We start from the raw sequence: 14,514 nt of genomic DNA on the forward strand, positions 1-14,514 counted from the left end.
GCAGCCAATCTTAGTCCTTATCGGTAATTACTCCCCTCTCCATTCGGAGAGGGGTTGGGGGTGAGGCCTTTGAGGGGCTGGGGGGAGGCCCTTTGAGGGGCCAGGGGAGGTCTTTCTCCAGCCGCTCGGTGCCATTCCGGTCTGTTTGCGGAAGAACTTGGAGAACTGTGCCTGTGATGCAAAGCCATGCTCATATGCAATCTCCTGGATGGTCTTCTGCGTCGTACGGAGCTGGCAGGCAAGGGCTTCTGTGAGTGTATGATCAATGATGTTCTTCGGCGACTTGCCCGAGATGCGATGCGCCACCTGAGAAAGATAACGCGGCGAGACATTCAGGCAGTCGGCATAGAAGGCCACATCACGATTGGTTCGGTAATGCTTCTGCACTGCCTCAAGGAACTCATTGTACAGCTGGCTGCTCCGTCCGCTAAGGTCACTTTTCCTTGCCACGAGTGTCCTTACATACTTTCGCGCATGCTCTATGGCCTGTTCCATCGGCTCGTTCTGGCTGAGATAAACCGCCAGTGCCGACGAGAAACTGTTGATAAGACCATGCTGCATGGGGTCGTCAAGTATCAGCGAACGGACTCTTCCGTGTCCCTGTCCTTTCAAGGAAGTGCAGTCGAAGAGCCTTTCCGCCTCTCCTTCCCGAAGAATGACTATCGAGCACAGGGGCAGCAGTCGCTGCCGGATCTGTCTGACCACGTCGTCTGCCATAAGCCGGTCACCGTTGCTTGCCGTGACAACCGGGTCGTATATAATATGGTGGGGACGGTATTTCAGCAGCGCATCCACCACAACGGCCAGTGTCTCCGTAGTCCTGATCATGCCCACCTTCACCGTATCGGGCTGTACGTCGTTGATGATTGCCTCTATCTGGCCTTTGACAATATCTGCCGGAAGATCATGGAAAGCCTGGATGCCCAGTGTGTTCTGCACCGTGATGGAGGTGACAGCCGAAACCGCATAGCCTCCCAGTGCCGATATCGTTCTGATGTCAGCCTGCACACCGGATCCACCTGTGCTGTCCGAACCTGTTATGGTGAGAATTGTCTTCAACAGCTTAAGATTATCGTTTCCAATATCACTAATCCCGACAGGATGCCGCAAAAGACACCCCCGCTCCCGATCAGCCGGGAAGCATGATGCAAAATAAAAGGATTTTATTGAATCCTGCAAGTCTTGTTCCTAAATTGACAAGAAAAACTAAAGTTCTGACGTATTCCTGCTGCTGACAGATGGGAGTTATCCCAAGAATCAGGCAGAATGATGAGGGAAAGCCAGCAGACGCATCACTCAAACACCTAACAGTAGGTATTGCTGTATTCCATGAAAGACACTACTTTTGCACAAATTTACAAGCCAATGCTAAAATGAAAAGATTGTTAGTATTTTTCGTTGCCATCGTGTGCGCTGTCGCATCAATGGCACAGAGCACCGATGCGATGCTGTTCGGTGACGTGAAAGCAAAGGAGGGTGGACAGCACCTTGCCCATGCAGTAATCCAGGTTAAGGGTACCAACCTGAAGACACAGTGTGATGCCACCGGCCACTACAAAATGGCGAACCTCCCTGTCGGGAAGCAGACCGTTGTCGCTACCCTTACAGGCTATCAGCCGCAGGAGATAGAAGTGATGATGACCGCAGGCAAAGGTACAGGAGCCTACTTCGAACTGGAGAAGGATCCGCTGGAACTGAGCCAGGTCGTCGTAACAGGTACCCGTACCAGCCACTTCGTCAAGGATGTGCCCATCCGCACAGAGGTCCTCACCTCACAGGCACTCACCAAGAAGAATGCTCAGAACCTCTACGAAGCACTCGAGGGTGTACCGGGCATCCGCGTGGAACAGCAGTGCCAGTTCTGCAACTTCTCCGAAGTCCGTATGCAGGGGCTGGGTGCAGAGCACACGCAGGTGCTCATCGACGGCGAGCCGGTCTATTCCGGTCTTGCAGGCGTATATGGACTGCAGCAGTTCGGCACCAATGACATCGACCGGCTCGAAGTCGTGAAAGGTGCCGGGTCGGCTCTCTATGGCAGCAGCGCCGTAGCAGGTGCCATCAACATCATTTCCAAGGAGCCTACCTACGAACCCACCGTCAGCGGCGACATCCAGTTCGGCAACTATGGTTTCAAGAGCTACAAGGGCTCCGGATCCATGCGTTACAACAACATCGGACTGAGTGTCTTCGCCCAGCGTACGCAGATGGATGCCGTGGACGAGACGCAGGACGGACTTACCCGCAGCGAGGTGAAACACAAGGACGGAGTGTCCGACCGTGTCAACGAGACGATGAACAACCTTGGCTTCAGCCTCTATTTCTACCATCCTTTTGCCAAGAACGACAAGCTCGTACTGCGCGGGAAGGCGATTGACGAGCACCGTTTCGGCGGTGTCATGACCAATGACCAGTACCTCAATCCCTATACCGACCAGACCGAGGACATCCGCACGAACCGCCTCTCGGCCGACCTCGCTTATACCCTTCCTGTCGGTGCACACTCCGAACTGAACCTTGCCACTGCTTATGTCTACCACAAACGGCAGGCTACCAACGACACTTTCCTGCACGATTACATGGACTCCCACAAAGACCCTGCCCATCCTGACGAGGACGGAGCGACGCCGCCGGTAGAACTCATGCGTCCCTATCTTGCAAAGGAGAACACCGTCACCCCATCCCTCACCTTCACCTCTATCCTCGGCAGCCACACCCTGCTGGCCGGCGTGCAGGGCTACTTTACCCGGCTGCGTGAGACAGGGTTCTACGTCATCTCTGCCGAAGACGAGAAGGCAAGTCCCTACTACGGCGTGCCTTATACCTCCATCGGCAAGAAACACGCCAACGAGGTGGGCTTCTTCGTGCAGGACGAATGGAACATCACGCCGAAGCTGACCGTCGTACCGGGCATCCGCGTCGACTCCCACAGTTCCGGGGAGGAATATTCCACCAGCGTGAAGGTGTCAGACAGTGCTTTCCCCTCCACCAAGTTCAGCAAGACCTCCGTCAATCCGCGTATCGCCGTCAAATATGAACTTAGCCCATCGCTGATCCTCCGTGCCAATGTCGGTACCGGTTTCCGTGCCCCCTACGGCTTCTCGGAGGACCTTCACCTCTGCAGCGGTTCGCCGCGCGTATGGAAATCGTCCAGCCTCAAGGGCGAACGTGCCGTCAGCTATAACGTTTCGGCCGATTACTATGCTCGGAAATACCAGTTCAGCGTAAACATCTTCCGCACCAACCTGAAGGACAAGATACAGTTCTCGCCGGCTGACGACGAGGTGAAGAAGTTCGGCTATTCCTACCAGTGGGAGAATGTCGACGATGCCTACGTGCAGGGGGTTGAACTGGGTGCGAAGGCCAACCTTTTCCGCAACTTCACGGCCGGACTCAACTGGACCTTCAACCAGGGCAAGTTCAAGCACGAGCGTGCCGAATGGTCCGATCCGGACGACGAGACCGTAAAGCAGTTCCCGCAGCGGCTTCAGTATGCCAAGGACAGCCGTCACATCTCCCGCTTCCCATCCATGACCGGCGACCTCGATCTCGACTATACGCCCGGCACATGGACTTTCTCAGTCACAGGTTCTCTCCAGGGCAGGATGTACATCGACTACAACTCTGAGGATGCCGGTGCAACATCGAAGATCAAGAAGACCAGCCCGTTCATGCTCTTCAACTGCCGTGCTTCAAAGCGGTTCGGTATGTGTACCGTCTACGCAGGTGCGAAGAACATCTTCAGCTACATCCAGGACGAGAAGCACACCGACGATGCCGCATTCATGTATGCTCCGGTCTACGGTGCAACCTGGTATGCAGGACTCAGCGTCAAGCTATAGGAAACTCTCTGAAACATCACTAATCATATTGCGAACAGCCGCATTGTCTTTATTGGCAATACGGCTGTTTTTTCAGTGCATGGTCACACTTCCGATCATTCCCGACCGTTTGGGAATCCTGTTCCCAAACGGTCGGGACATCCGTTCCCAACGCCTGGGGAGAATGTTCCCAACGGTTGGGAATATCACCTTTTCGCAGTTTTTCTTGCCGCTGTCAGCACAAATCACTATATTTGCAGGATAGAACAGACAAGCCACAACCCCTTATACGAAAAATATGGGAAACAGTTTGTGACCAGAAACGACAACTATGGGATTAAGAAAACTCTTCAAACGACAGCTCCGCACCGTCATTGAATGGAAGGATCAGAATGCCAGCCTGCTTTTCCATCAGCTGGAGACCACGACGGATGAGATAAAGAACGCAAGCAAACTCATCGTCGCACCTGGACAGGGCTGCATCATCGTATATGACGGCAAGGTGATGGCCACCCTGACTGAACCTGATGTCTACGAGATGGAAACCGCCAACCATCCCTTCATCACGACACTGCTGAACATTGCACAGCGGGCGGAAAGCGAGCACAAGATGCGTTTCTACTTCTTCCGTACGGCCGAGATGGTGAACATTCTCTGGGGAACGCCGTCGCCCGTGAAATACATAGAACCCGACTACAGGATCCCGGTCTCCCTGGGTGCCTGCGGAAACTTCTCCGTAGTCATCTCCAATGCCGAACAGATGTTCGTCACACTGCTCGGACCACGCAGCGATTACAGTGCATCGGACGTGCAGGATCTTGTCTCCTCCCGCATCGTTGCACCGCTGTCCGCTTTCCTTGCAGCACAGGCCTATCCTTACAGGGAGGTTGACACACACCTCATGGAGATGTCGGCCGACCTGAGACACAGAACCGCCGAGGAACTGACACGTCTGGGACTGGAACTGACAGACTTCCGTGTCAATTCCGTCACCTTCGACGACGACACGATGGAACGCATCGGACGCATCGCCGATATGACGACAGAGAAGAGAGCTGCCGCTGAAGTGGACCTCGACTACATGGGGATGCAGAAGCTGGAGGCGCTGCGCGATGCCGCCCGCAACGAAGGCGGACTGGCCGGAGCAGGATTGCAGCTGGGTGCCGGCGTGCAGCTGGCACAGGACATCTTCAAGGAACAAGGCGCAGGCGGCGATGCTGCGGAACGCCTCCGTAAGCTGAAAAAACTGTTTGACGAGCAGCTCATTACCGAGGAAGAATACGAACAGAAGAAGAACGAAATACTTTCCAAACTATGATAAAGGTCATCGTCCCTGCGGCCGCCGCACTCGCTGTAAACGTCACGGCAGGACTCCTCCTGTCTGCCTATCCGCTGATGAATATGCTGTTCACCAGCCTTGCCATCGCTGTCAATACGCTCCTGGTTGCCCTGCTCTTCTGCTTCCGTGCGGAAAGTACCCACCGGATGAGTCTGGGAATGATTTTCCTTGGTGTGGGCATCATTGAATATGCAAGCGGACTGCTGGCTCCCGCACGGTGGACAGATAACTGGTGGGTCATCCTGTTTGCAGTACTGACGGCCATACAGGCTGTGCTGGTTTATCTGACACTGCATTACACAAAGAATTCATAACATTGTAAAGAAAGCCGATGGCAACAAAGATAAAGCCGGTGAGATGTCCGAACTGCGGCAGCGGGAAGCACATACAGCTCGACGAAAAACGATACCGGTGCAGGAATTGCGGAACGGAGTACTATCTGGACGATGACGACATCAACATCAATGTCAACCACCACTTCGACTACGATACCCGCAGACCCAAATATACGGCGGCAGGCTCATCCTTTGAAAACGCCACCTACAGATGGTTTCTTGTAGGCTTTCTCATCGTGGGACTTTTCCTCTTCCTGCTGAATACATGCGACAATGCAACCGGATCTCTGCTCTCCGGCGATAAGGATTCCGTAGAGGTACACGATAATTACACTGCTCTTGTCCCGATGCTCCACAAGGGCAGGCCCTGCTTCTTCTATCTCTGCGAACGCCGCTTCGGTTACGGGTATATGCAGAAGAAAGAGAAGCCCGACGGACTTTACTACGGTTTCCGTGATGCAAGTACAGGGGAGGTGCTGGCAGACAAGCTCCTCATCTCGAAAGATGACGATGAGAAACGGGGGAGTGGCTTCAATCTGTATGCGGCGAGTATAGCTTATTTCCATCAGGCAGGACGATGGTATATGGCTGTTCCCAAACGCTTCATCTATGTGATAAACCCGGACACGCTGGGCATGACGAATGTGTCGAAGACGATCTTCGCCGGGAAGAAGGCCATGGAAACAGGGATGTCATGGGTAGAACTGATCGACCGGTCCAGCGGCGAGGGATTCAAGGTGACCAACAACCTTGCCGAGACTTATTACTTCTTCCCTGCGACAGGACGGCTCTATACAGAAGATGCCTTCGCATTCGCCTCCAAGCTGACGCCTGCAGAGCTGAATGGTGAAGTGCGCGACAGCGTTTGCTACCGTCTCGAGAAAGTGAATGCCAGCTCCTCTACCTCTTCCGGCGGAAAGTACCGGATCTGGCGCATACAGTACAAGTTCCATCTTGGCGACCCGCAGGATGCCGATTTCCTGAGGACAGACGTGAGAAAAGACAACTATGACGAGGGGAAACGGCTCGTTGGATTCCAGCCCATATCCGACTGGTTCTCAGCTTTCGACGCACAGATCGTCTATCAGGACAACCGCTATATCCTGATAGCCTATCATCCGAACATTGACGACGATGCCACTACGGTCTTCCAGCTCCGGGACACCAGAGGACGGATTGTCTGGACACAGGCTCCTGAAATCCGCATTGAAGTGAACGGGACCATACGTGGCGACAAGCGGATATGGCTCAGAGGAACGAGAAGATACAGCAGCAAGTCGGACGAAGACTACTGCTACAGTCTCGACCTGCGCAAGGGAACGTGGGTATGCCATTACCTGTTCCCGACTGAATATAAAATAGCTGAATAAAGAAGCATAAGATAACGGGATAAAAAACAAAGGTAGCTCTGTCATGCCGGAACTGGCGGCATAGGGGCGTTGACAGAAAGACAGACTTCAAATGCCAAGATGATGACAAGGAATAACCTACTGCTTTGTCTGCTGCTTTGCCTGCCGCTTGCAGGAACAGCACAGATAAAGAAATGCATCGAGACCTATTCGGACGGGAGAATATGGTCCATACAGTATTGGAATGAGCTTACCGGTACCAAGGAGGGACATTGGATTTATTATGACGACAAAGGGGGACTTCTGTCAGAAGAGGATTACAAGGACGGAAAACTGGACGGTAAAAAAATCTATTACAGCCATGGCAAGATAGAAGAAATCGCCGAATATAAACAGGGACTGAAAGACGGCATCTATGCAAAGTACAACAACCAGCCGGCTCCCGATGCGAAGCATGTCCTCGTTTTCACGGTCACTTACCGTAACAACCGGGAACATGGTATGGGATATGTCTACGACGAAGACGGAAAATTGAGAGAACGGCAGAGATACGACAACGGGGTCATGGTTGCCGACACCTTTGTAACGGACAGAGGACTCGTCTGTATCAACTGGAAAGAAAATGCAGACGGCTCCTACACGCGCACGAAACACTTCTGTCCATACAAGACCAGGGCAACTGTCAGGACAGTTGTCCCCAGATCATCACGTGCGGGGACGGCAAGACCGAGAAGAAACGTTGCTGTCAACAATTCACCTAAGAACAGGCATAAAACTGTTTCCGTCCAGCCACACGAGCCGCAGCCGTCAGCACCACAGCGTAAACCGAAGCTGAAGGTGAACAAGGACGGTGCGATAGAGCTGGAATAAACCTGCAACAGACGGTTTGTAGGCTTGTCCCTTAATTCACAGCCAGCACGCCATAGGGTCCTGTAGTGACGCCATGATAGCGTGTCAGCTTCCTGCCGCCCTCTCCTGCCACGATATTCCCGCCGGTGTTGAGGTTGTACTTACGCCGGCAGCGGTTGCAGGTGGCAACTCCGTCACTGCTTATCTTCAGTTCGCAGGAACGTAGAGGCAGTGCATTCGGTTCGAAGCAGTTGGGACACTGCAGGTCGTAAGCATAGAAGGGAGCAGGATTGTCCAGATTGCCATAGCCCACGACAAGTCCGTTGTTCTTGCCCACGTGTCTCCAGCTTTCAAGCCGCTGGTCGATGCCGTCAAACCACACGGGGCTGTCCGTCCTCATCCCCTGATTGTTCTCGAAAGAGAAACTGTGGCGGCCGCTGACGAATGCATATCTTATGGTACAATACACGCCCGGCGACATCGGGTTCATCGCCGATGCGAGAACGGGATTCTGGTGCGTATCATTATGGAAGGTGAAAAAGACATGGCTGTCTTCATACTCATTGTCACCACAGGAAGACAACAGCAGGACAAGCAGCACAATGATGGATGGAAGGACTTTCTTCATAACACCGACTTATGAATGGCTGATAAGATTATGAACGGTTGACAAGTTAACCCCGGTGATTATTCAAACGGAATCATGGCCAGTGCATCGGCTATCTTCTCGATGCCTTCCTGCAACGGTTTCGACACCATGCCCTTCGCAAAGAAAGGTATATCGGCATCGATCGTGAGTTTCATCTTCGAAGAGGTTTCGGTGACAGGTAGAATCTGTATCCAGAAGTTGAACGACAATGGGGAGTTGTCGCTCTCAAACTTTATCGTCTTCGGCTCGTCACGCTCGATGATGCGCATGGAAATCTGACCGACAGGGTCGACGCTGACCGACAGCGAGTCATGGTCAAAAGAGAGACTTTGCAGTTTGTCCTTCACCTTGTCCATGTCGGCATTGCCCGTAGAGCCTTCCGGGAAACGGTCCTTCAGCCGCTGCACGTTGTTCAAATCGTTCAGCATCCTGTACACACTCTGCTGCGAATGGGGTATCTGCTTTATGCTGCTTTCAAACTTTGTCATTTCTTTTGTATTATTGGTTGGGGAATTGAAGAAAGCGTGTCACATAGCCATATTGTAGGGACAGATGTCCTCGTCTGTCCACGAAACAGATATTTATCGACGGACGAAGGCTTCTGCCCCTACAGTTCAGCTATTATATGAACTTTTGACACACACCCTTTTTAAACCTTTCATTTTCTCCAGTTCGCCGGATCCTTCCGCCACTCATGCAGCATCGGAACATCAGTCTCCTTGATATAGCCGGTCTCCAGAGCTTTCTCAACAACATGCTCGTAATCGGTAAGAGTGACGAGCTTCACCCCTGCTTCACGGAATGCCTCTTCAGCTACAGGGAAGCCGTAGGTGTAAGAAGCGACCATACCCACCACTTCAAATCCAGCCTCACGAAGGGCAGCGACCGCCTTCAGTGATGAACCGCCGGTAGAGATGAGATCCTCCACAACAATGACCTTGGCACCGGCAGGCAGCTCACCTTCAATCTGGTTCTTCATGCCATGGTCTTTCGGCTTCGGACGAACGTAGGCGTAGGGCAATGCCAGCTCATCGGCAACAAGCATGCCCTGCGCAATGGCACCCGTGGCGACACCGGCCACAGCCGTAGCCTCCGGGAAGTTCTCAAGGATGGCATGAACCAGCTCGAGCTTCACAAACGAGCGCACGTTGTGGAACGACAAGGTCTTGCGGTTGTCACAATAAAACGGTGACTTCCAACCGCTTGCCCATGTAAAAGGTTCGTTGGGCTGCAACTTAATCGCCTTGATACCGAGCAGTTTGCCCGCAAAGACTTTCTTTAAATCTTCCATCTTGATAGTTTATGGTTATATTCTAAGTGCAAACTTACGCATTTTTTCCGAGACTAAAGGACAAAAACACCATAAAAGGAGAGAACAGACAAAAGACGAGGGAACAAAGACAGGGCAGACATCAGACTGTCTGGCGGCCTGCCGGTATGCAGCTGTAACGACAGACACCCGAAGAACCGCACGCACAATCCCTACACCATAAAGAAAGACAACAGACAGAAAATGTTTCCTTTTCCTTGCGGAAATCCGTTTTTTATTATACATTTGCAGCAGATACAGATAATACCAGGGAAATGTGACGACACCTGGGGACTTACGACACAACTCTCTTTATTCAAACATGGAAAGACTTTTATTCCTCCTCATCCTGTTCTGTACGGGACTCCGTGCCAGCGCACAAACGGTATCAGGAAAGGTTCTCGACGAAAGCAAGAAGCCTGTACCCTATGCGAATGTCGTTATCCTTTCAGCCGGGGATTCTGCCTTCGTTGCCGGTACGACAACCAACGACGACGGTGCTTTCAGCATCAGGAATGCCGCTCCAGGCAACATCCTCAAGGCTTCCTTCGTAGGCTACGAACCGTTTTCCACAGTCCTTTCCGACCAGGAAACCCTGACAATCGTACTGAAAGAGGACGCACAGCTGATGAAAGAGGTGGTCGTAAAGGGCAATGCCCCCCTGCACAAGATGACGGCAGAGGGCATGCAGACGAACATCGAGAATACCATGCTGAGCAAGCTCGGTACCTGCGAGGATGTTCTTTCGCATATTCCGGGACTGATAAAGAAGAAAGACGGCTACGAGGTCTTCGGCAAAGGGGCACCGGTCATCTATATCAACGGACGGCAGATGCGGGATGCTACGGAACTTGAACGCCTGAAGTCGGGCGACATCAGGAGCGTCGAGGTGATTGCCAACCCCGGTTCCAGATATGATGCAACGGTGAAAGCCGTGGTAAAGATACGCACAAAGAGGGTGCAGGGCGACGGCTTCGGCTTCGACGTACGGTCTTCTTACTACCAGTCGGAGAATGTCGACCTCGTCGAACAGCTCAACTGGAAGTACCGCCACGGCCGTCTGGAACTCTTCGGCGGGCACGGCTATTCACTTGACAACGGAAGCTATCCCAGCAAAACGACCACAATTGTCTATGCCGATACGCTTTGGAGGCAGGACTTCACACAGGAAGCTACAGAGAAAGCATCCCGCTTCAAGAACACGATAGGGGCAGACTATCAGTTGAATGACAGCAATTCCATCGGCATGAAATACACGGTCAACTTCCTCCACGATTCTCCCGCCCCTTTTATGCTCAGCAGTGACGTAAGGGCAAACGAGACCTTCTATGACCATATCAACACTTCTGCCATGCGCAGCAAGACCCATCGTCCCTCCCAGTTCCTCAATCTTTACTATGTCGGGAAGATAGGAAAGATGGACATAGACTTCAATGCCGATTACCTTTACAACAAGCAGCGTGACCATACCGTCTATCAGGAAGACAGCCGCAACAAGACCAGCCGCACCGTGACTTCCGACAACCAGGAGCGTAACAGGCTCTTTGCTTCCAAGCTGACCCTGGGTTATCCTGTCCTGGGGGGTAGTCTTTCTGTGGGTGCAGAATACACCAGCACGAACCGCAATGACGAGTACGTCAACCCCGAGCAGTATGTCCCGACCTCATTCGCACAGCTGAAGGAGTCCAACATAGCTCCTTTCATGGAGTACACACACATGCTCCCTGTCTGCCAGCTGACCGTCGGTCTGCGCTGGGAAGCGGTGAGGTTCAACTACTATGAGAACGGCCTGCACATTGCCGACCAGAGCCGGTCGTTCAGCAACCTGTTTCCAAGCATCTCAGCTGCCACCAAAATCGGAGACCTGCAGATGCAGTTGAGCTATGCCGCGAAGACCCGCCGCCCCTCTTACCGTCAGCTGAGCAACAACGTATCCTACGGCAACCGCTTTCTGATGCAGTCGGGTAACCCGCTGCTCCAGCACGAATACATACATACGCTCTCTCTGGGAGCCATGTGGAAGTTCATCCAGCTGGGTGTTTCCTATAAAGACCGCCGCCACGCCATTGTGTTCTGGAGCGAGCAGGACAACCATAACTCGGCCGTCTCACGTATTACCTATACGAACCTTCCAAGCATCAAGTCGATATCCGCCCAGCTCACCTTTTCCCCTACCATCGGCATCTGGACTCCCGAATTCAGTGCAGCTGTACAGAAGCAATGGCTCAATTTACAGACAAAAGTGAGGACCTATAAACTGAACAAACCTATCTGGCAACTCAGCTTCAACAACACGTTCAACTTCGGGAAAGGGTGGCTGCTGTCGATGGAGTCCTACTTCGTCAAAAAAGGCAATGATGAAATCGGGGCATTGGCAAGCAATACAGGTTCGCTTGACATCAACCTCACCAAATCATTCCTGAAGGACAGACTGGCTTTCCGTATTGGCGGAACGGACCTGTTCCATACCCGGAAAGAGGGAGGAATAGGTTATACTGAACTGATGGAAACAATACAGGTTAGCACGTATGACAGCCGCCAGCTGGTCCTCACGGTCACCTATAAATTCAATGCTTCACGAAGTAAATACAAGGGAACTGGTGCCGGACAGGCTGAGAAGAAGAGATTGTAAGGGATACGGCCCTCTTTGTCATACCTTAGTTCTGCCCCTCCTCCTCCGGGAGGAAGCTGTAAACAGCATGGACGACCCTGAGGAGGGGCTGCCTGACGTGCAGTCGGATAATGTAAACGCAGGCTTCTGAGAAGTAACAGGAGCTTTGCAAAGGGGAAGATGAGCATGGAAGATGAATTATATTCATGTAGATAAGAATTTCTTTTCACGTAAAGAAATATTTTTCTACGTGTAAAGAAGATCGTTTTTACGTGTAAAGGAAAATGTTTCGGACGTGACGAATGACTTCCGCAGTGTGAAGAAAAGTTCTTTGCACCGTGATGATAGGTCTTGAAAGGGTGTTTTTAGATCAGAAGGACTTGTATTCCGGGTCTGTGGGTCATAGCTTTCCTTCTTCCCGATAGGAGAAATAGCTGCCGTCGGCAAGTATGACGTGGTCGGCGAAGTGGATACAGAGCAGGTTGCACGCTTTTTGGATGGAGGTCGTCAGTTTGTCGTCTTCACGGCTTGGGTTCGTGCTCCCGCTGGGATGATTGTGGCAGAAGGCCAGTATGGTGGTGTTCTTCAGCAGTGCCTCTTTCATCATGAGGCGTATGTCTACGGGAGCCATCGTGAGTCCTCCCGTCGAGATGCGCTTTGCCTCAATGAGCCGGAAGTTCTGTTTCATCATCAGCATCCAGCCTTCTTCTATATCGAGGTCTTGTATCGTCGTATGCATGAAATGGTAGATTTTCGCTGCATTGGTGAGCATCGGTGCCTCTTCCACGCCAGCTTTCTGCCGTCTCTTTCCCAGTTCGCAGGCGGCAAGAATAGTAATCGCTTTTGCCGGACCGATCCCTTTATACTGTATCAGGTCACGGAGTGGCAGTTTCCCGAGCGTGTTCAGATTGTTGCCACAGTCGTTGAGAACACGCTTCATCAGGGCGACGGCGCTTTCCTCTGCTGTGCCTGAACCGATCAGGATGGCGAGCAGCTCGGCATCGCTGAGTGCGCCGGCACCCAGCCTCTCGAGCTTTTCGCGTGGACGGTCGGCCTCAGCCCAGTGGGTGATGGAAAGTCTGTTTGATTCAAAGCCCATGATTCGTAGTCATGAATTACTTGTAGAAAGTCTTATTGTATGCGGAGAACTCGTCTTTTCCGCATACGCAGCGTTTCCACCATGCGCTGATGAATCCGCATCCGTAGCCAGTAAGCTGGATGAAGGCTGCACGGATGCTGAGCAGGCCTATCTTCAGACTGTGGTTCTGCCGGCTCGAGTCGATGCAGATCACTGCACTGTAAAGCAGCAAAGGAATCAGGCCGAGCAGAAGGAGGATGCAGCCGGTGGACTTTGTTGAGGGAAGGCAGAGCATGATGATACCGCAAAGACTCAGCAAGCTGAGGAATATGATGCCCACCGTAAATACCATCGGCAGCAGATGGACGGGTTTCAGCGAGTCGGGATATTTCCTGTAAAGGTTGATGCGGGCGATGCCTGAATTGTAAACCTGTCTCCAGAACTTGCGGAAGTCGGTGCGCCGCTTGTGCCATACCCATGCTTCCGGGAACAGCCGGCAGCGTTTCCCTGCCTTGAAGATGCGGATGGAGAAGTCGATGTCTTCACCGAATCGCATCCGTGAGAAGCCGCCCAGTTCCTGATAGGTGTCACGGCGGATGCCCATGTTGAACGAACGGGGATAGAACTTGTCGAGCTTCTTCTTCCCGCCGCGGATGCCGCCGGTTGTGAAGAAGGAAGTCATGGAGTAGGAGATGGCTTTCTGTGTGTCGGTGAAGGAGGCGTGCGCACGGTCGGGGCCGCCGAAGGCATCGGCTGGTTCACGTTCCAGTTCTTTGCTTACAGCACCGAGGTAGCCTTGGGGAAGCACTACATCGGAGTCGAGGATGAGCAGGTACTCGCCCTTGGCGCGTTCTGCACCGTAGTTGCGGCTCTGTCCGGGCCCGGAGTTCTCCTTGCTGTAATAATGCAGGTCGAGCCTGTCGGCATACTTGTCGCATACTTCCTTGCATGGAGTCTGTGACCCGTCTTCAACGATGACGACCTCAAAATTCTTTTCTTCCTGGCCGGTAAGACTTGCCAGCAGTTCGTCAACTTCGTCCGGCCGGTTGAATACGGGGACAATGATGCTGTATTTCATAAGGCTTCAGAGATGGCACTTTGTTTGTGATATAGTAATCTGACGGACTTTGTCGTGGGGGGCCGGGAGGGTATTCCTTTTGGCGTTCATCTTCCGGAC

General features: G+C 52.6%; 12 protein-coding genes. 6 read left to right on the forward strand and 6 right to left on the reverse strand.

Going from position 1 to position 14,514, the window contains the following annotated elements:
- Positions 1-27: 27 nt before the first annotated feature.
- Positions 28-1,059, reverse strand: a complete 1,032-nt coding sequence (locus DYH27_RS01130) for a hydroxymethylpyrimidine/phosphomethylpyrimidine kinase (protein WP_244595134.1) — start codon at positions 1,057-1,059, stop codon at positions 28-30.
- 314 nt (positions 1,060-1,373) lie between these two features.
- Here DYH27_RS01130 and DYH27_RS01135 point away from each other — a divergent pair, with 314 nt between their 5' ends.
- The 5 genes from DYH27_RS01135 (at position 1,374) to DYH27_RS01155 (ending at position 7,711) form a co-directional block, all read left to right on the forward strand.
- Entirely contained in the window at positions 1,374-3,839 is a 2,466-nt protein-coding gene (locus DYH27_RS01135; protein WP_025067955.1) for a TonB-dependent receptor, read from the forward strand.
- A 310-nt stretch (positions 3,840-4,149) separates the two neighbouring features.
- On the forward strand, positions 4,150-5,136 hold the full coding sequence (locus DYH27_RS01140; RefSeq protein WP_025067954.1) for an SPFH domain-containing protein: 987 nt from the start codon (positions 4,150-4,152) through the stop codon (positions 5,134-5,136).
- A complete protein-coding gene (locus DYH27_RS01145) occupies positions 5,133-5,471 on the forward strand; it encodes a hypothetical protein (protein ID WP_025067953.1) in 339 nt (112 codons plus the stop codon). Before DYH27_RS01140 ends, DYH27_RS01145 begins: the two co-directional genes overlap by 4 nt.
- 17 nt (positions 5,472-5,488) lie before the next feature.
- Positions 5,489-6,862: a TFIIB-type zinc ribbon-containing protein gene (locus DYH27_RS01150; protein WP_025067952.1), complete on the forward strand. Its 1,374-nt coding sequence runs from the start codon at positions 5,489-5,491 to the stop codon at positions 6,860-6,862.
- A 99-nt stretch (positions 6,863-6,961) separates the two neighbouring features.
- Entirely contained in the window at positions 6,962-7,711 is a 750-nt protein-coding gene (locus DYH27_RS01155; RefSeq protein WP_244595135.1) for a toxin-antitoxin system YwqK family antitoxin, read from the forward strand.
- A gap of 31 nt (positions 7,712-7,742) precedes the next feature.
- Here the strand turns inward: DYH27_RS01155 and DYH27_RS01160 are convergent, their stop codons facing one another.
- The 3 genes from DYH27_RS01160 to pyrE all read right to left on the reverse strand — a co-directional run bounded on the left by DYH27_RS01160 (position 7,743) and on the right by pyrE (position 9,630).
- Entirely contained in the window at positions 7,743-8,318 is a 576-nt protein-coding gene (locus tag DYH27_RS01160) for a hypothetical protein (protein ID WP_025067950.1), read from the reverse strand.
- Positions 8,319-8,377: 59 nt separating this feature from the next.
- Entirely contained in the window at positions 8,378-8,827 is a 450-nt protein-coding gene (locus tag DYH27_RS01165; protein ID WP_007367858.1) for a polyketide cyclase, read from the reverse strand.
- 170 nt (positions 8,828-8,997) lie between these two features.
- Positions 8,998-9,630: an orotate phosphoribosyltransferase gene (gene pyrE / locus DYH27_RS01170; RefSeq protein WP_029216564.1), complete on the reverse strand. Its 633-nt coding sequence runs from the start codon at positions 9,628-9,630 to the stop codon at positions 8,998-9,000.
- 340 nt (positions 9,631-9,970) lie between these two features.
- Between pyrE and DYH27_RS01175 the strand changes: the two genes are divergently transcribed.
- Positions 9,971-12,280 (forward strand): outer membrane beta-barrel protein, encoded by a 2,310-nt coding sequence (locus DYH27_RS01175; RefSeq protein WP_025067949.1) that lies wholly within the window; start codon positions 9,971-9,973, stop codon positions 12,278-12,280.
- A gap of 379 nt (positions 12,281-12,659) precedes the next feature.
- Here the strand turns inward: DYH27_RS01175 and radC are convergent, their stop codons facing one another.
- Entirely contained in the window at positions 12,660-13,358 is a 699-nt protein-coding gene (gene radC / locus DYH27_RS01180; RefSeq protein ID WP_004354599.1) for a RadC family protein, read from the reverse strand.
- A 16-nt stretch (positions 13,359-13,374) separates the two neighbouring features.
- Complete coding sequence (locus DYH27_RS01185; protein ID WP_025067948.1) at positions 13,375-14,415, reverse strand: glycosyltransferase; 1,041 nt, start codon at positions 14,413-14,415, stop codon at positions 13,375-13,377.
- Between the last annotated feature and the right edge of the window lie 99 nt (positions 14,416-14,514).

The organism is Prevotella denticola, assembly GCF_900454835.1.
In the GTDB taxonomy this organism is placed as follows: Bacteria; Bacteroidota; Bacteroidia; order Bacteroidales; family Bacteroidaceae; genus Prevotella; species Prevotella denticola.

Excerpts from the sequence above, each read along its gene's own strand:
- DYH27_RS01185 (WP_025067948.1), bottom strand. The coding sequence starts at position 14,415 with ATGAAATACAGCATCATTGTCCCCGTATTCAACCGGCCGGACGAAGTT.
- radC (WP_004354599.1), bottom strand. The coding sequence starts at position 13,358 with ATGGGCTTTGAATCAAACAGACTTTCCATCACCCACTGGGCTGAGGCC.
- DYH27_RS01160 (WP_025067950.1), bottom strand. The coding sequence starts at position 8,318 with ATGAAGAAAGTCCTTCCATCCATCATTGTGCTGCTTGTCCTGCTGTTG.
- DYH27_RS01140 (WP_025067954.1), top strand. The coding sequence starts at position 4,150 with ATGGGATTAAGAAAACTCTTCAAACGACAGCTCCGCACCGTCATTGAA.
- pyrE (WP_029216564.1), bottom strand. The coding sequence starts at position 9,630 with ATGGAAGATTTAAAGAAAGTCTTTGCGGGCAAACTGCTCGGTATCAAG.
- DYH27_RS01165 (WP_007367858.1), bottom strand. The coding sequence starts at position 8,827 with ATGACAAAGTTTGAAAGCAGCATAAAGCAGATACCCCATTCGCAGCAG.
- DYH27_RS01135 (WP_025067955.1), top strand. The coding sequence starts at position 1,374 with ATGAAAAGATTGTTAGTATTTTTCGTTGCCATCGTGTGCGCTGTCGCA.
- DYH27_RS01145 (WP_025067953.1), top strand. The coding sequence starts at position 5,133 with ATGATAAAGGTCATCGTCCCTGCGGCCGCCGCACTCGCTGTAAACGTC.
- DYH27_RS01150 (WP_025067952.1), top strand. The coding sequence starts at position 5,489 with ATGGCAACAAAGATAAAGCCGGTGAGATGTCCGAACTGCGGCAGCGGG.
- DYH27_RS01155 (WP_244595135.1), top strand. The coding sequence starts at position 6,962 with ATGATGACAAGGAATAACCTACTGCTTTGTCTGCTGCTTTGCCTGCCG.
- DYH27_RS01175 (WP_025067949.1), top strand. The coding sequence starts at position 9,971 with ATGGAAAGACTTTTATTCCTCCTCATCCTGTTCTGTACGGGACTCCGT.